This window comes from Polaromonas sp. P3_B4, assembly GCF_056402835.1.
This window is the reverse complement of sequence record NZ_JBFUGQ010000001.1, coordinates 2,923,544-2,939,653: the sequence shown is the minus strand read 5'-3', so window position 1 is coordinate 2,939,653 and position 16,110 is coordinate 2,923,544. Positions and strand designations below refer to the sequence as shown.

Here is a 16,110-nt window from a genome sequence, read left to right as displayed (position 1 = left end):
GCAGCGCAGTACGCGAAGCGACAAGCGTGGGGGTCATATCATGGCCAGGCTGAACCTCGTGTTGCTTCTCGCCGTGTTGGCCAGCGCGCTTTACCTCGTGCGCACTCAGTACGAGTCGCGACGCCTCTATGTCGAGCTGGAAAAAGCGACGGCCGAAGCCCGCAAAATCGAAATGGACAACGAGCGTTTGCAGGTGGAAAAGCGCGCCCAGGCTACGCCGCTGAAGGTCGAGAAGCTTGCGAAGGACAAGCTGCAGATGCGCACGGTGACACCTGCCATCACGCAATATGTGAGCTACAAGGACGCTCCGGTAACGGCGGCTTCGGCGCCGGAAGGGCCCAGGCCATGAGCCGCAGCGTGCTTTATTCGTCCAGCCCCCTGCTGGCCAGCAAGACTCCCGTCTGGCGCAGCAAATTCATCGTGGCCGGTATCGCGTTGGCTTTTGCCGGGCTAGCGGGTCGTGCGGCCTATATCCAGATTTTTGGCAATGAATTTTTCCAGCGCCAGGGTGAGGTGCGCTTTGCCCGCACACTGGAGCTGCCCGCCAACCGCGGCCGCATCCTGGACCGCAATGGGCTGATCCTCGCATCCAGCGTACCGGCATCCAGCATCTGGGCCATTCCCGAAGACGTCGAAGCCAGCAAGTCGCAACTGGCCGAGCTGGCCGTGCTGCTGGAAATGCCGCTGGTCGAGCTCAACAGAAAACTGGGCGAAGAGGACAAGACCTTTGTCTGGCTCAAGCGTCAGGTCGACGAGCCGGTGGCAAAAAAAATCCATGCCATGGGCATCAAGGGCATCTACCAGCGCAAGGAGTACAAGCGTCAATATCCCGAGGGCGAAACCGTGGCCCACGTGGTGGGCTTCACCAACGTTGAGGATCGCGGCCAGGAGGGCATTGAGCTGGCCTTCAACAAGGACCTGGCCGGTAAGGCCGGTTCGCGCCGCGTGATCAAGGACCGCCTGGGTCGTGTCGTCGAGGATGTCGGCGAACAGATGCCGCCTGTCGAAGGCAAGGACATTCAGCTGAGCATAGACAGCAAGGTGCAGTTCTTCGCCTACCAGAAGCTGCGCGACGCGGTCATTGCGCGCAAAGCCCGGGCCGGCAGCGTCGTGGTGCTGGACTCCACCACCGGCGAGGTATTGGCATTGGCGAACTATCCCAGCTACGTGCCCGACAGGCGGAAAAATCTGACCGGCGAGCAGTTGCGCAATCGGGCCCTCACCGATACCTTCGAGCCGGGTTCCACGATGAAGCCGATCACGGTGGCCATGGCGCTGGAGGCCGGTCGCATCAAGCCGCAAACCGTCATCGAAACCGGACCCGGCCGTTACAGCATCGGCGGCTTCACCATCAGTGACACCCACAACTACGGCACGCTGACAGTGGAAGGCGTCATCCAGAAATCCAGCAACGTCGGCGCGCTGAAGATCGCACAAAAGATGAGTCCGCAGGAAATGTGGGAGACCTACATGGCACTGGGTTATGGGCAAAAGCCGCAGATCCAGTTCCCAGGCGCGGTCACCGGACGTGTGCGACCCTGGAAGACCTGGCGCCCTGTCGAGCAGGCGACTATGGCCTATGGTTATGGGTTGTCGGCCTCGCTGTTCCAGATGGCGCACTCCTACACTGCTTTCGCGCATGACGGTCAGATCATTCCCGCCACCATGCTCAAAAGCAGCGAGCCCGCCGTGGGTGTACAGGTCTTTTCTGCAGAGAACGCGCATGCCGTTCGCCGGATGCTGCAAATGGCCGCCGCACCCGGTGGTACTGGCCCGTTGGCGCAAACGGTGGGTTATTCGGTAGGCGGAAAATCGGGAACGGCGCACAAGCAGGTCGGCAAAGGTTATGCCACCAACAAATACCGCGCATGGTTCACAGGCATGGCGCCTATCGAGGCCCCGCGCATCATCGTTGGCGTGATGATCGATGAGCCCAGTGACGGCAATTACTTTGGTGGCGTGGCCGCTGCACCTGTCTTCAGCGAGGTGGTGCAGCAAACGCTTCGCATGATGGGCGTGCAGCCTGACATGAGCGTCAAGCCCCAAATCACCACCCAGGCCGTGGAGGAGTCGTTTTGAGCATGCAACTCCACACCCCTGAACAAGCCGCCGGCTGGTTGCGCGAACGCGTGAGCGGCAGCCTGTGCACGGACAGCCGCAGGCTGACCCCGGGCGACGGCTTTGTCGCCTGGCCCGGCACCGTGACCGACGGGCGCAAGTTCGTGGGCAGTGCGTTGACTGCGGGTGCCACTGCCTGTCTGGTCGAACAGGAAGGCGCGGCCGCCTTCGGTTTCCAGGACGAAAAGATCGCCGAATACGCCGGTCTCAAGGCCGCCACCGGGCCTATCGCCGCCGTCTACTTCAACCAGCCGAGCCGGCAATTGCGGATTTCCGCTGTGACCGGCACCAACGGCAAGACCTCCACCGCCTGGTGGCTGGCGCAGGCTCTGGGCCGGCTGGGTCACAAATGCGGCGTCATTGGCACGCTGGGCATAGGTGAGCCTGGTGCCATGGTTTCCAACGGCCTGACGACGCCGGACCCGGTGCTGCTGCAACAGGAACTTCGGCGCTTCGCCGACCAGGGCTTTGTCGCCTGTACGCTGGAGGCCTCCTCCATCGGCGTGGTCGAACACCGCCTGGACGCGACCGCCATTGAGGTCGCGATATTTACCAACTTCACGCAGGACCACCTCGACTACCACGCTTCCATGCAAGCCTACTGGGAGGCCAAGGCCGCGCTGTTCGCTTGGCCGGGTCTGAAGGCGGCGGTCATCAATATCGACGATGCCAAGGGTGCAGAACTGAAGGAGTCGCTCGCGGGGAGCGGCCTGGACCTCTGGACGGTATCCTGCGCGGAACCGGCACGCCTGCAGGCGCGCAAGATCGAGCACGGCACCGAAGCATTGAGTTTTGAGGTGACCGAGGGTGCCGAAAGCCATACGCTGGCTGCCCGGCTGGTGGGCCAGTACAACGTGTCCAACCTGCTCGGTGTGCTCGCAGCCCTGCGCGCCATGGGTGTGTCGCTGGCCGATGCGGTCAAGGCCTGTGCCGGCCTGCTGCCCGTGCCTGGGCGCACCGAGACGCTGGCCGTCCCGGGCCGGCCGCTGGTGGTGATTGATTACGCCCACACGCCCGACGCTCTTGAAAAGGTGTTGCTCGCGCTGCGGCCGGCTGCGGCACACCGCAATGGCCAGCTCTGGTGCGTGTTCGGCTGTGGTGGTGACCGCGACACCACCAAGCGTCCGTTGATGGCGGCTGTAGCTGAAAAAAATGCCGACCAGGTGGTAGTGACCAGCGACAACCCGCGTAGCGAAAACCCGCTGGCCATCATTTGCCAGGTCTTGCTTGGCCTGAGCCGCCGCGATGCTGTGCACGTTCAGGCCGACCGGTCAGCCGCCATCACGCACGCCTTGAGCCTGGCTTGCCCCGAAGACATCGTGTTGCTGGCCGGCAAGGGCCACGAAAGTTATCAGGAAGTGGGCGGTGTGAAGCTTCCCTTCTCCGACCGCGAGCATGCGCAGGCGGCGCTCGATGCCCTGGCTTCGCCCAAACAAGGAGGCCGGCCATGATGCGCCTGCAGCAAGCCCTGGGCTGGTTGTCCGCTGCTCGCCTTGTGGGTGACGGCGGCGTGCAGGCCTTGCGGGTCAACACCGACACGCGCAGCCTGCAGGCGGGCGACCTTTTTGTGGCGCTCAAGGGCGAGCGCTTCGATGCTCATGATTTCCTCGCGCAAGCCAAGGCACAGGGCGCAGTCGCGGCGATTGCCCATCATGGTCTGGTGCAAGCTGGCCTGCCGGGGCTGGAAGTGCCCGACACGCGCCTGGCGCTGGGTCAACTGGCCGCCGGTTGGCGCTCGCAGTTCCGTCTGCCGCTGGTGGCTGTGACGGGCAGCAACGGGAAAACCACCGTCACGCAAATGATCGCGGCCATCTTGCGCGCCTGGAAGGCCAACAAGGCCTTCGCCACTGAAGGCAACCTCAACAACGACATCGGTGTGCCGCTCACGCTGCTGCGCCTGTCGGCCGAGCACGAAGTAGGGGTGGTCGAGCTGGGCATGAACCACCCGGGCGAGATCGCCTATCTGGCTGAAATTACCAGGCCCACCGTCGCGCTGGTCAACAATGCGCAGCGCGAACATCTGGAATTCATGGCCACGGTGGAAGCGGTGGCGCGCGAAAACGGCTCGGTATTTGCGTCGCTGGATGCGGGCGGCACGGCGGTCTTTCCGGCCGACGACGACTACACCCCCCTGTGGCGTGAACTGGTCGGCACGCGCAAGGTACTGACCTTCGCGCTCGCGGGCGCCGCCGACATCACAGCTACCGCGCAATGGGATGACGGCTGCTGGAAGGTGGTGGCTACGACCCCGGCGGGCAACACTGATTTCTCTTTGCACATCGCCGGCCGGCACAACGTCAAGAACGCCTTGGCCGCCGCGGCCTGCGCGCTGGCTGCGGGCGTTCCCCTGGCATCCATCTCCGTGGGCCTCTCGGCTTTTGTGCCGGTCAAGGGCCGTTCCCGTGCCATCGCCGTGGCCCTGCCGGGCCGGGTGTTGACGTTGGTCGACGACAGCTACAACGCCAATCCCGACTCCATGCGCGCCGCCCTGGAGGTCCTCGCCGAACTGCCCGGCCCGCGTCTGATGGTGATGGGTGACATGGGCGAGGTCGGCAACCAGGGGCCGCAGTTCCACGATGAAGCCGGCCGCCATGCACGCGCGCTGGGTATTGAAAAATTGTTCACATTGGGCGAGCAGTCAAAGCAGGCAGCGGCCGGATTTGGCGGTGCGCAGATTTTTGGCGGCATGGACGAACTCGCCGCCGCCGTGCTGGCCGAGCTGCCCCACACCGGCAGCGTGCTGGTCAAGGGTTCTCGCTTCATGAGGATGGAGCGTGTGGTCCAGGCCATCACGGCCAATGCGCAAGATCAAACACAACATCAACAACATCAGAAGGAAGAGCCCCATGCTGCTTAGTCTGGCCCAGTGGCTCCAGTCAATCTCCCCCGAATTCGGGTCCTTCAGGGTGTTCCAGTACCTGACGTTCCGTGCAGTCATGGCCGCGCTCACAGCCCTGCTGATCGGTCTGCTGGCGGGCCCCTTTGTGATCCGGCGGCTGATCTCGCTGAAGATCGGGCAGCCAATTCGGGAATACGCAATGCAGACCCATTTGAGCAAGAGCGGCACACCCACCATGGGCGGTGTGCTGATTCTGCTGTCCATCGGAATTTCCACATTGCTATGGTTCGATTTGTCCAACCGTTTCGTCTGGATCGTCCTCATCGTCACGTTGGGCTTTGGCGCCATAGGCTGGGCAGACGACTGGCGCAAGGTCGTGCTCAAAGACCCGGAAGGCATGCGGTCACGTGAGAAATATCTGTGGCAATCCATCATCGGCCTCATCGCGGCGCTGTACCTGGTGTTTAGCATCTCCGAGAGCTCCAACATGCGCGTGCTCGAACTGTTCTTCAGCTGGGTGCAGTCGGGCTTTGACGTGAACCTGCCGCCCAAAGCTGGCCTGCTGGTGCCTTTCGTCAAGGAAATCAGCTACCCGCTGGGCGTGTTCGGCTTCGTGATCCTGACTTACCTCGTGATCGTGGGCTCCAGCAATGCCGTCAACCTGACTGACGGCCTGGACGGCCTGGCCATCATGCCGGTCGTCATGGTGGGCTCGGCGCTCGGTGTGTTTGCCTACGTCACCGGCAGCTCGGTCTACTCCAAATACCTGTTCTTCCCGCACATCCCCGGCTCGGGTGAGCTGCTGATTTTTTGCTCGGCCATGGCAGGCGCCGGCCTGGCCTTTCTGTGGTTCAACACGCACCCGGCCCAGGTCTTCATGGGCGACGTGGGCGCGCTGGCGCTGGGCGCCGCGCTGGGCACCATCGCGGTCATCGTGCGCCAGGAAATCGTGCTGGCCATCATGGGCGGCATCTTCGTCGTCGAGGCGCTCTCCGTGATGATGCAGGTGACCTGGTTCAAGTACACCAAGAAGCGCTACGGCGAAGGCCGCCGCATCCTCAAGATGGCGCCGCTGCACCATCACTTCGAGAAAAGCGGCTGGAAAGAAACGCAGGTGGTCGTGCGTTTCTGGATCATCACCATGCTGCTGTGCCTCATCGGCCTTTCCACCTTGAAGCTCAGGTAACAGGCATGCGGCATTTACAAGACCAAACCGTGTTGATTCTGGGCCTGGGCGCGTCCGGCCTGGCCATGGCGCGCTGGTGTTCGCGCCATGGGGCGCACGTGACGGTCGCCGACACGCGCGAAGCGCCACCCTTGCTCGCCACCTTGCGCGAAGAGCTTCCGGGTGTGAAATTTGTGGGCGGTGTCTTCACGCCCGAACTGGTGCAGGGCACGTCCGTACGCGCCGTCTATCGCTCGCCCGGTCTGACGCCCGAGACCATCGCGTCCGTGGCTGATGCCGCGCGCGCCATGGGATTGCCTGTGGGTGGAGAACTGGATTTGTTCGCGCGGGCTTTGGCGGATCTGCGCGAGCCACCGACCATTGAGGTAGTCGAAGAATCCGACCAAGCTGTTGTAGCTCCCGAGCCAATGGCTGACGTGCCCTTGCCCGATGCGCCCGAAGCTGTTGACGAAGCCGCTGTAGCCGATGCCGCTGATTCACCCGAAGACCAGGCCGCTGTGGCGGCCGACACTTCAGGCGATCTGCAAGAGACGGTCATTGCCGCACCGGATGCCGCGGACGACGCGCCGGTTCCAGATGAAGCCGGTGAAGATGCCACACTGCCCGCGGCCCTGCTGGCCCTGGTGCAAGTCGAACCTGTGCCGGGCTACCGCCCCGCAGTGCTGGCCATCACTGGCACCAATGGAAAAACCACGGTGACCTCGCTGCTGGGCCAACTGGTGCAGCGCGCCGGAAAAACCGTGGCCGTGGCCGGCAACATAGGCCCGACGCTGCTCGACACGCTGTCGGCCCATATGGACGCCGAAACCCTGCCCCAAGTCTGGGTGCTGGAGCTGTCCAGCTTCCAGCTGGCCGATGTGCAAGGTTTTGAGCCGACGGCTGCCGTGGTGCTCAACATCACGCAGGACCATCTGGACTGGCACGGCGACATGGACGCCTACGTCGCGGCCAAGGCCAAGGTCTTCGGTGTCAGCACCTTTATGTTGCTCAACCGTGACGATGCCCGCGTGATGGCCATGCTGCCACCGCCTGTCAAGGTGCGCCTGAAGCCACCTCAAGTGCGCGCCCATGCGACCTTCGGTGCCGGCGAGCCGCAGCGTCCCGGCGACTACGGCATTGAAACCGTCAACGGCATGACCTGGTTGGTGCGCGCGGCCGAGGCCGACGAAACCATCAAGCGCCGCAAAGACGAAGAGGTAGAGCTGCACGTGCAGCGCCTGATGCCTATCGAAGCCCTGCGCATACGCGGGCGGCACAACGCCACCAACGCCCTGGCGGCGCTGGGCCTGGCTGTGGCTGCGGGCTGCAACCTCGCCCCCATGCTGCACGGCCTGCGCGAATACCGCGGTGAGCCCCATCGCGTGGAGTCGGTGGCTGTCGTCAATGACGTTGAATACTTCGACGACAGCAAGGGCACCAACGTGGGCGCCACCGTGGCGGCTCTGACAGGGTTGGGACTGGAGCGCAAGCTGGTGCTCATTCTGGGCGGCGAAGGCAAGGGGCAGGACTTCTCACCGCTGGCCGACCCGGTGCAACGCCACGTCCGGGCCGTGGTGCTGATAGGGCGCGATGCGCCTCTCATCAAGGAGGTCTTGCCCCGCAATATTCCAGTGTTCGACGCCGTATCCATGGAGGAAGCGGTCACCCTGGCCGCGCAGCAGGCACAGACCGGTGACGCCGTCCTGATGTCGCCGGCCTGTGCAAGCTTCGACATGTTCGACAACTACGAGCACCGGGCCAAGGTCTTTTGTGAAGCCGTGCAGGCGCTGGCGCAAGAACAGGGGCAAATGCTGTGACGGCTGCCGCACGCTTTTTCGGCTGGTTCTCCGGTTTCGGCAAGGCCGCGTCGGAAGTCCTTCCCGTGCGGCTTGGCGGACACAGCCGGCCACAGACGCTGGCCGCACCTCCTGTTCGCATGGCCGGTTTTGACCAGGCGCTGCTGTGGGTCACCGTGGCCTTGTTGATGTGGGGCCTTGTGATGGTGTATTCAGCTTCCGTGGCCATGCCCGACAACCCCAAATTCGCGCGCTATGCGCATACCCATTTCCTGCTGCGCCATGTGTTGTCGCTGGTGGTCGCTCTCATCGTTGCCGTCCTGGCATTCCAGGTGCCGCTGGCCACATGGGAAAAACTGGCGCCCTGGCTGTTTGTCCTCTCCCTGTTGCTGCTGATACTGGTCCTGGTGCCCTTTATCGGAAAAGGCGTGAACGGCGCCCGCCGCTGGATTTCGCTGGGCATCATGAACTTTCAGCCTTCAGAGCTCGCGAAATTCGCGGTGCTTCTCTATGCGGCCGATTACATGGTTCGCAAGATGGAAGTGAAAGAGCGCTTCTTCCGCGCGGTGATGCCCATGGCTGTGGCCATAGCAATTGTCGGATTGTTATTGCTGGCCGAACCCGACATGGGCGCGTTCATGGTGATCTCGGTCATTGCGATGGGTATTCTCTTCCTGGGCGGTGTCAATGCCCGCATGTTCTTTGTCATCGCGGCTGTGGTGGTGGTTGCCTTCAGCTTGATGGTGATGCTCAGCGAATGGCGGCGTGAGCGCATCTTTGCCTACCTCGACCCGTGGAGCGATAAATACTCCATGGGCAAGGGCTACCAGCTCTCCCACTCCCTGATTGCCTTCGGCCGCGGCGAGATTTTCGGTGTGGGTCTGGGCGGCAGCATTGAGAAGCTGCATTGGCTGCCCGAAGCGCACACCGACTTCCTGATGGCCGTGATTGGCGAAGAGTTTGGCCTGTTGGGTGTGCTGGCTGTGATCGGCATGTTCATGTGGATGACCCGCCGCATCATGCACATCGGTCGCCAGTCGATTGCCCTGGACCGCCTGTTTGCCGGTCTGGTGGCGCAAGGCGTTGGCATCTGGATAGGTTTCCAGACCTTCATCAACATTGGCGTGAACCTCGGTGCGCTGCCTACCAAGGGTCTCACACTGCCGCTGATGAGTTATGGCGGTTCGGCGATTTTGATGAACCTGATTTCTTTGGCCGTGGTGTTGAGGATTGACTATGAGAATCGCCTGCTCATGAGAGGAGGCCGCGCATGAGCAAGCAACACTGTGCTTTGGTGATGGCCGGAGGAACGGGCGGGCACATTTTTCCGGGCCTGGCAGTGGCTGAGGCCCTGCGGGAGCGCGGCTGGCGGGTGCACTGGCTGGGCGGGCGTGGCAGCGCAGTCCGCCCCAGCATGGAAAGCCAGCTGGTGCCGCCCCGCGGCTTCCCTTTCGAATCGATTGATTTTTCCGGTGTGCGAGGCAAAGGGCCGGTCACGCTGGCATTCTTGCCCCTGCGCCTGCTCAAGGCGTTTTGGCAAAGCATCCAGGTGGTACGCCGCGTCAAGCCCGATGTGGTGGTTGGCCTGGGTGGCTACATCAGTTTTCCGGCCGGGATGATGAGCGTGCTGTTGGGTAAGCCCCTGGTTTTGCACGAGCAGAACTCGGTGGCGGGTATGGTCAACAAGGTGCTGGCGAGTGTGGCTGACCGCGTCTTCACCGCATTTCCGGGCGTGTTGCCCAAAGCCGAATGGGTAGGCAACCCCCTGCGGCCAGCATTTACCCGGCAGCCCGGCCCGCAAGAGCGTTTTGCCGGACGCAGCGGTCCCCTGAAACTGCTGGTGGTCGGCGGGAGCCTGGGCGCCCGGGGGTTGAACGAGCTGGTACCCAAAGCCCTCGCACTGATCCCTGAAGCAGAACGACCACAGGTCCTCCACCAAAGCGGCGCGCTGCAGATTGAAGAATTGCGCGCCAACTATGCGGCGGCTGGCGTATCGGCCGAGCTCACGCCTTTCATTGAAGACACCGCGAAGGCCTTCGCCGATGCCGACCTGATCATTTGCCGCGCTGGCGCCAGTACGGTCACGGAAATCGCCGCGGTGGGCGCTGCGGCAGTGTTCGTGCCTTTTCCCGCTGCGGTCGACGACCACCAGACAGTCAACGCGAAGTTCCTGGTCGACCAGGGAGGCGGATGGCTGATCCAGCAGCGCGACCTCAGCGCCGGAATGCTGGCAGAAATGCTACAAAAAACAGAGCGGCTTGCGCTTGTCCAGAAAGCCTTACAGGCCAAAACGATGCAAAAAACTGAAGCCACGGCCCGTGTGGTGGCCGCTTGTGAGGAGCTGGCGACATGAAACACGCCATCAAAAACATTCACTTCATCGGTCTGGGCGGCGCCGGCATGTCTGGCATCGCAGAGGTGCTGCACAACCTGGGATACGTCATTTCGGGGTCTGACCTGTCAGACAGCCCAACGCTGCGACGCCTGGGCAAGCTCGGCATCAAGACCTTCGTCGGCCACACCGCCGGCAACCTTGAGATGGTCGACGCCGTGGTGACATCCACCGCCGTACAGGCCGACAACCCCGAGGTTCTGGCGGCGCGTGAAAAACGCATTCCCGTGGTGCCGCGCGCGCTGATGCTGGCCGAACTGATGCGCCTGAAGCAGGGCATCGCGATCGCGGGGACCCACGGGAAAACCACCACCACCAGTCTCGTCGCCAGCGTGCTGGCCGAAGGCGGCCTGGACCCGACCTTTGTCATCGGCGGGCGCCTCAACAGCGCCGGCGCCAACGCCAAACTTGGTTCCGGCGACTACATCGTGGTCGAGGCTGACGAATCGGACGCTTCATTCCTGAACCTGCTGCCCGTGATGGCCGTCGTCACCAACATTGACGCCGACCACATGGAAACCTATGGCCACGATTTCGGCAACCTCAAGAAGGCTTTTGTCGACTTCCTGCACCGCATGCCTTTTTACGGTACGGCGATCTTGTGCACCGACGACCCGGCCGTGCGCGACATCCTGTCGCAGGTTTCCTGCCCCATTACCAGCTATGGTTTCGGCGAAGATGCGCAGGTGCGCGCCGTCAATGTGCGGCCGGTGGGCGCACAAATGCATTTCACGGCACAGCGCCGCAATGGCGTGACCTTGCCCGACATGGACGTGGTGCTCAACCTGGCCGGCGAGCACAACGTGCTCAATGCCCTGTCGGCCATTGCCATTGCCGTTGAGCTCAACGTGCCCGACGCGGCAGTACAGAAAGCGCTGGCTGAATTCCGGGGCGTCGGACGGCGCTTCCAGAGTTACGGGGACATGCCGGCCAAGGGCGGCGGGCATTTCACCGTGATAGAAGACTATGGCCATCACCCGGTGGAAATGGCCGCGACGCTGGCTGCCGCGCGCGGCGCCTTCCCCGGCCGGCGACTGGTGCTGGCTTTCCAGCCGCACCGCTACACCCGCACGCGTGACTGTTTTGAAGATTTCGTCAAGGTCATCGGCAACGCCGATGCGGTTCTGCTGTCCGAGGTATATGCCGCCGGTGAAGCACCCATCGTGGCCGCAGACGGACGCTCGCTGGCGCGGGCTTTGCGCGTGGCCGGCAAGGTAGAACCTGTCTTTGTGGACGAGATCGATGCCATGCCGCAGGCCATCCTCGACAACACGCTGGATGGCGACATCGTGATGTGCATGGGTGCCGGATCCATCGGCATGGTGCCCGCAAGGGTTGCAGAAATGCTGGAGCCGGCAGGGCATGGCGGCACCAGGGAGGTCCGGACATGAAAGCAGACATGTTGAATTTTGGAAAAGTCGCCGTCCTGATGGGCGGGCTATCGGCCGAACGCGAAGTTTCGCTGATGTCTGGTAACGGGGTACTGAAAGCGCTTCGCTCGCGTGGCGTGGATGCCCACGCCTTCGATCCTGCCGAGCGCGACCTGAGCGAGCTGAAGGAGGATGGGTTCGAGCGTTGCTTCATCGCATTGCATGGACGCTTCGGCGAGGATGGCACGGTGCAAGGCGCGCTCGAATTGCTGGGCATTCCCTACACCGGCTCCGGCGTCATGGCTTCCAGCATGGCCATCGACAAGGTCATGACCAAGCGCGTGATGATCTCCGAAGGATTGCCGACACCTCAATACCGCCTGTTGCGCCGCGGCACTTATGGCGCTGCCGACATTGCCGCGTTGCCGGATGCGCTCGGCCTGCCGTTGATCGTCAAACCGGCACGCGAAGGTTCATCGATCGGGCTGACCAAGGTGACGGAACGCTCCGCCATGGCCGGCGCAGTGGCACAGGCCGAAAAACTCGATGCCGATGTCCTGTGCGAGCAATTCATCAGCGGTGACGAAGTGACCTGCCCGGTGCTGGGTACCGGTGCCGGCGCGCGCGCGCTGCCGGTCATCCGCATAGTAGCGCCCGACGGTAACTACGACTACCAGAACAAATACTTCACCGACAGCACCCAGTACCTGGTTCCCTGCGGGCTGCCCGAGGGCGAAGAGGCGGTCATCCAGCAGCTTGTGCTGGACACCTTTCGCATTCTCAATTGCCGCGGCTGGGCCCGCGCCGACGTGATGATAGACAAGGCCACGCGCAAGCCCTACCTGCTGGAGATCAACACGTCGCCGGGAATGACCGGGCATTCGCTGGTGCCCATGTCCGCCCGTGCGGCCGGAATCTCGTATGAAGACCTTTGCATCGAAGTGCTGAAGACTGCTTCGCTCGATCACCAGAAACACGGAGGAGCCGCCACTTGAGCAGAGCCCTGCCACTGCCGCCTTCCTTGCCGCTGGACGTCAAGCTCATGAACACCTTCTCGGTGGTTCTGGGCCTGGCGTTTGCCGCCATGGTTGCGTCACTGGCTGTGGCGTGGCTCATGCGCCAGTCCCTGTTCAGCCTGAGCGCGATCCGTGTGGAGGGCGACCTGGCGCACAACAACGCGGTGACGCTGCGGGCCAATGTGGCGCCCAGGTTGTCCGGCAATTTTTTCACGGTGAACCTGGGCGCCACGCGCGCGGTGTTCGAGTCTGTTCCCTGGGTGCGCAGGGCGCTGGTGCAGCGCGAATTTCCCAACCGGCTGAAGGTGGTGCTGCAGGAACACAAGCCGGTGGCGTTCTGGGGGGCTGAGGGCGATGCCCGGCTCGTCAACAGCTTTGGTGAAGTGTTTGAGGCCAACCAGGGCGACGTCGAGGCAGAAGACCTGCCGGTGCTCAATGGGCCGCCGGGTCAGGCGGCGCAGGTACTGCAGGCCTACCAGGCGCTTGCGCCGATGTTCGATGAAACAGATGCCACGCTGGAGCAATTGCAGATGACCGGCCAGGGTGGCTGGCGTGCCCAGCTGGACAGCGGCGCCGTGATCGAGCTCGGGCACGGGTCACTGGACGAAATACAGGCACGCACCCGCCGCTTTATTGCCACGGTGACGCAGGTGTCATCCCGGTACGGGCGGGACCTGGAGTCCGCCGACCTGCGTTACGGCAATGGTTATGCGATCAGGCTCAGGGGTGTCACCACGGGAAGCCCCGCTGACAAAGACGACGGAAAGAAAAAAAGGTAAACATATGGCCAAGGAATACAAAGATCTGGTGGTCGGGCTGGACATCGGAACCAGCAAGGTCATGGCGGTGGTGGCCGAGGTCATGCCGGGCGGGGAGCTCAAGCTTGCCGGCCTGGGCATCGCGGCGAGCAACGGGCTCAAACGCGGGGTGGTTGTCAATATTGACGCCACGGTGCAAAGCATCCAGCAGGCCCTGAAAGAGGCCGAACTGATGGCCGATTGCAAGATCGCCCGCGTCTACACCGGCATTACCGGTAGCCACATCCGCGGCATCAACTCCAGCGGCATGGTGGCGGTCAAGGACAAGGAAGTCACGCAGGCCGACGTGGCGCGCGTGATCGAGACGGCCAAGGCCATCAACATCTCGACCGACCAGCGCCTGCTGCTGGTGGAGCCGCAGGAGTTCGTGATCGACGGCCAGGACGTGCGCGAACCCATCGGCATGAGCGGCATACGCCTGGAAGCCAAGGTGCACATCGTGACGGGCGCCCAGAGTGCTGCTGAAAACATCATCAAATGTGTGCGGCGCTGCGGGCTTGAAGTCGATCAACTCATGCTCAATCCGCTGGCTTCGAGCCTGGCGGTATTGACACAGGACGAGCAGGAGCTCGGTGTGGCCATGGTCGATATCGGTGCCGGCACCACCGACGTGGCCATCTTCACCGGTGGCGCCATCCGGCACACCGCGGTGATCCCGATCGCCGGTGACCTGATCACCAGCGACATCGCGATGGCGCTGCGTACGCCCACCAAGGACGCAGAAGACATCAAGGTGGAAAGCGGTTACGCCAAGCAGCTGCTGGCCGACCCCGACACGCAGGTGGAAGTGCCGGGTCTGGGAGACCGGGGGCCGCGCATGCTGAGCAAGCAGGCACTGGCGGGCGTGATCGAGCCGCGCATCGAGGAAATTTTTTCGCTGGTCCAGCAGGTGATCCGCGAGTCGGGCTACGAAGAGGTGTTGTCTTCGGGCATCGTCATTACCGGTGGCAGTGCCGTCATGCCCGGCATGGTGGAGCTCGGCGAGGACATCTTCCTCAAGCCCGTGCGACGCGGCATACCGCGCTACAACAGTGCGCTGTCAGACATGGTGGCCCAGGCCCGGGCAGCCACGGTCATGGGCTTGCTCGAAGAAGCCCGGCTTGCGCGCATGCGGGGCTACAAGGTGTCGCAAAAGGCAGGCAGTGTGCACAACGCATTCGGCCGTGTCAAAGACTGGTTTGTGGGGAACTTCTGATGAAAACCTACTTCACTTTTATCGGCAGACCATCCCGTTGTATGCATTCCGGCGGGGCGGATCCCCCTGCATGAAGAAGCCATGTCAACCATAAATACAAATTTCCGATTATTGGCAACTGCAGTTTATTGATTAGGAGGCTCCCAATGAGCATCGAAATGATTGAAATCGAAGAATTTAACCAGGGCACACAGATCAAGGTGATCGGTGTGGGCGGCGGTGGCGGCAATGCCGTTGGGCACATGATCGAATGCGGCGTACAAGGCGTCGAATTCATCTGCGCCAATACCGACGCGCAGGCGCTCAGCCGCGGCAGCGCGCACAAGACCATCCAGCTGGGTGCCAGCGGCCTGGGCGCGGGCAGCAAGCCCGACAAAGGGCGCGATGCAGCCGAGCTGGCGGTGGACGATATCCGCAGCGCCATTGCTGGCGCGCACATGTTGTTCATCACCGCGGGCATGGGCGGCGGCACCGGTACCGGTGCGGCTCCTGTGATCGCGCGCGTGGCCAAGGAGATGGGCATCCTGACCGTCGGCGTGGTGACTAAGCCGTTTGATTTTGAAGGCGGGCGCCGCATGACCAATGCCGACCTCGGCCTGGCCGAACTCGAAGCCAACGTTGACTCACTGATCGTGGTGCTCAATGAAAAGCTGCTCGAAGTGCTGGGTGACGATGTGACGCAGGATGAGGCTTTTGCCCATGCCAACGACGTGCTGAAAAACGCCGTCGGCGGCATCGCCGAAATCATCAACGTGCCCGGCCACGTCAACGTCGACTTTGAAGACGTGCGCACCGTGATGGGTGAACCCGGCAAGGCCATGATGGGAACGGCCAAGGCCAACGGTCCTGATCGTGCGCGCATCGCCGCCGAACAGGCTGTAGCTTGCCCGCTTCTGGAAGGCATTGACCTGTCGGGCGCCAAAGGCGTTCTGGTGCTGATCACCGCGGCCAAGGGCTCGCTCAAGCTGAGCGAATCCAAGCTGGCGATGAACACCATCCGCGCATACGCTTCCCCCGATGCGCATGTGATCTACGGCACGGCCTACGACGATGAGCTGGGCGACGACATCCGTGTGACCGTGGTCGCAACCGGCTTGTCCCGCCAGGGCGTGCGCCGCCATGCGCCGCCGCTGCAGGTGCTGCGCACGGGTACTGACAACGTGCCGTTCAACGTCCCGACGCTGAACACAACGGCCAATGGCGCCGGCACGGCGCAGACGGCCATGGGATCGGCACAGCCTGACTACGGCAACATGTCGGTGCCCAGCGTGTGGCGCACCAACCGGACCCAGGCGGCGGCAAAAGTCGATGCCCTGGCTTCTGGCGGGATGGACGACTTCGAGATTCCTGCCTTTCTGCGCAAGCAGGCCGATTAAGGTTCTCGCAAGTGGATCATTAAAA

At 62.8% G+C, this 16,110-nt stretch carries 13 protein-coding genes; all 13 read left to right on the top strand.

Going from position 1 to position 16,110, the window contains the following annotated elements:
* Positions 1 to 40: 40 nt before the first annotated feature.
* The 13 genes from ftsL to ftsZ all read left to right on the top strand — a co-directional run bounded on the left by ftsL (position 41) and on the right by ftsZ (position 16,085).
* Positions 41 to 349, top strand: a complete 309-nt coding sequence (gene ftsL, locus AC1DVV_RS13990; protein ID WP_457281106.1) for a cell division protein FtsL — start codon at positions 41 to 43, stop codon at positions 347 to 349.
* Positions 346 to 2,079 (top strand): peptidoglycan D,D-transpeptidase FtsI family protein, encoded by a 1,734-nt coding sequence (locus tag AC1DVV_RS13985; protein ID WP_477666622.1) that lies wholly within the window; start codon positions 346 to 348, stop codon positions 2,077 to 2,079. Before ftsL ends, AC1DVV_RS13985 begins: the two co-directional genes overlap by 4 nt.
* Before the next feature lie 2 nt (positions 2,080 to 2,081).
* Positions 2,082 to 3,569: a UDP-N-acetylmuramoyl-L-alanyl-D-glutamate--2,6-diaminopimelate ligase gene (locus tag AC1DVV_RS13980; RefSeq protein WP_457281104.1), complete on the top strand. Its 1,488-nt coding sequence runs from the start codon at positions 2,082 to 2,084 to the stop codon at positions 3,567 to 3,569.
* Positions 3,566 to 4,975, top strand: a complete 1,410-nt coding sequence (locus tag AC1DVV_RS13975) for a UDP-N-acetylmuramoyl-tripeptide--D-alanyl-D-alanine ligase (RefSeq protein WP_457281103.1) — start codon at positions 3,566 to 3,568, stop codon at positions 4,973 to 4,975. The genes AC1DVV_RS13980 and AC1DVV_RS13975 overlap by 4 nt, the downstream gene beginning before the upstream one ends.
* Positions 4,965 to 6,143 (top strand): phospho-N-acetylmuramoyl-pentapeptide-transferase, encoded by a 1,179-nt coding sequence (gene mraY / locus AC1DVV_RS13970; RefSeq protein ID WP_457281102.1) that lies wholly within the window; start codon positions 4,965 to 4,967, stop codon positions 6,141 to 6,143. The genes AC1DVV_RS13975 and mraY overlap by 11 nt, the downstream gene beginning before the upstream one ends.
* A 5-nt stretch (positions 6,144 to 6,148) precedes the next feature.
* The gene (murD, locus tag AC1DVV_RS13965) at positions 6,149 to 7,939 is read left to right on the top strand and encodes a UDP-N-acetylmuramoyl-L-alanine--D-glutamate ligase (RefSeq protein ID WP_477666623.1); all 1,791 of its coding nucleotides are present in this window, start codon (positions 6,149 to 6,151) and stop codon (positions 7,937 to 7,939) included.
* On the top strand, positions 7,936 to 9,192 hold the full coding sequence (gene ftsW / locus AC1DVV_RS13960) for a putative lipid II flippase FtsW (RefSeq protein ID WP_457281100.1): 1,257 nt from the start codon (positions 7,936 to 7,938) through the stop codon (positions 9,190 to 9,192). The genes murD and ftsW overlap by 4 nt, the downstream gene beginning before the upstream one ends.
* On the top strand, positions 9,189 to 10,271 hold the full coding sequence (gene murG / locus AC1DVV_RS13955; protein ID WP_477666624.1) for an undecaprenyldiphospho-muramoylpentapeptide beta-N-acetylglucosaminyltransferase: 1,083 nt from the start codon (positions 9,189 to 9,191) through the stop codon (positions 10,269 to 10,271). Before ftsW ends, murG begins: the two co-directional genes overlap by 4 nt.
* Complete coding sequence (gene murC / locus AC1DVV_RS13950) at positions 10,268 to 11,701, top strand: UDP-N-acetylmuramate--L-alanine ligase (RefSeq protein ID WP_477666625.1); 1,434 nt, start codon at positions 10,268 to 10,270, stop codon at positions 11,699 to 11,701. Before murG ends, murC begins: the two co-directional genes overlap by 4 nt.
* Positions 11,698 to 12,675, top strand: a complete 978-nt coding sequence (locus tag AC1DVV_RS13945; protein ID WP_457281097.1) for a D-alanine--D-alanine ligase — start codon at positions 11,698 to 11,700, stop codon at positions 12,673 to 12,675. Before murC ends, AC1DVV_RS13945 begins: the two co-directional genes overlap by 4 nt.
* Positions 12,672 to 13,475 carry a cell division protein FtsQ/DivIB gene (locus tag AC1DVV_RS13940; RefSeq protein WP_457281096.1) on the top strand — a complete coding sequence of 268 codons (804 nt, stop codon included), beginning with the start codon at positions 12,672 to 12,674 and terminating at the stop codon, positions 13,473 to 13,475. Before AC1DVV_RS13945 ends, AC1DVV_RS13940 begins: the two co-directional genes overlap by 4 nt.
* Positions 13,476 to 13,479: 4 nt before the next feature.
* Complete coding sequence (ftsA, locus tag AC1DVV_RS13935; protein ID WP_431098281.1) at positions 13,480 to 14,709, top strand: cell division protein FtsA; 1,230 nt, start codon at positions 13,480 to 13,482, stop codon at positions 14,707 to 14,709.
* Between the two features lie 146 nt (positions 14,710 to 14,855).
* On the top strand, positions 14,856 to 16,085 hold the full coding sequence (ftsZ, locus tag AC1DVV_RS13930) for a cell division protein FtsZ (RefSeq protein WP_457281095.1): 1,230 nt from the start codon (positions 14,856 to 14,858) through the stop codon (positions 16,083 to 16,085).
* Positions 16,086 to 16,110 lie beyond the last annotated feature (25 nt).

Bases quoted from the DNA above. Each gene is read 5' to 3' on its own strand.
- AC1DVV_RS13980 (WP_457281104.1), top strand. From the start codon at position 2,082: ATGCAACTCCACACCCCTGAACAAGCCGCCGGCTGGTTGCGCGAACGC.
- mraY (WP_457281102.1), top strand. From the start codon at position 4,965: ATGCTGCTTAGTCTGGCCCAGTGGCTCCAGTCAATCTCCCCCGAATTC.
- ftsZ (WP_457281095.1), top strand. From the start codon at position 14,856: ATGAGCATCGAAATGATTGAAATCGAAGAATTTAACCAGGGCACACAG.
- AC1DVV_RS13975 (WP_457281103.1), top strand. From the start codon at position 3,566: ATGATGCGCCTGCAGCAAGCCCTGGGCTGGTTGTCCGCTGCTCGCCTT.
- murC (WP_477666625.1), top strand. From the start codon at position 10,268: ATGAAACACGCCATCAAAAACATTCACTTCATCGGTCTGGGCGGCGCC.
- ftsA (WP_431098281.1), top strand. From the start codon at position 13,480: ATGGCCAAGGAATACAAAGATCTGGTGGTCGGGCTGGACATCGGAACC.
- ftsL (WP_457281106.1), top strand. From the start codon at position 41: ATGGCCAGGCTGAACCTCGTGTTGCTTCTCGCCGTGTTGGCCAGCGCG.
- murD (WP_477666623.1), top strand. From the start codon at position 6,149: ATGCGGCATTTACAAGACCAAACCGTGTTGATTCTGGGCCTGGGCGCG.
- AC1DVV_RS13985 (WP_477666622.1), top strand. From the start codon at position 346: ATGAGCCGCAGCGTGCTTTATTCGTCCAGCCCCCTGCTGGCCAGCAAG.
- murG (WP_477666624.1), top strand. From the start codon at position 9,189: ATGAGCAAGCAACACTGTGCTTTGGTGATGGCCGGAGGAACGGGCGGG.
- AC1DVV_RS13945 (WP_457281097.1), top strand. From the start codon at position 11,698: ATGAAAGCAGACATGTTGAATTTTGGAAAAGTCGCCGTCCTGATGGGC.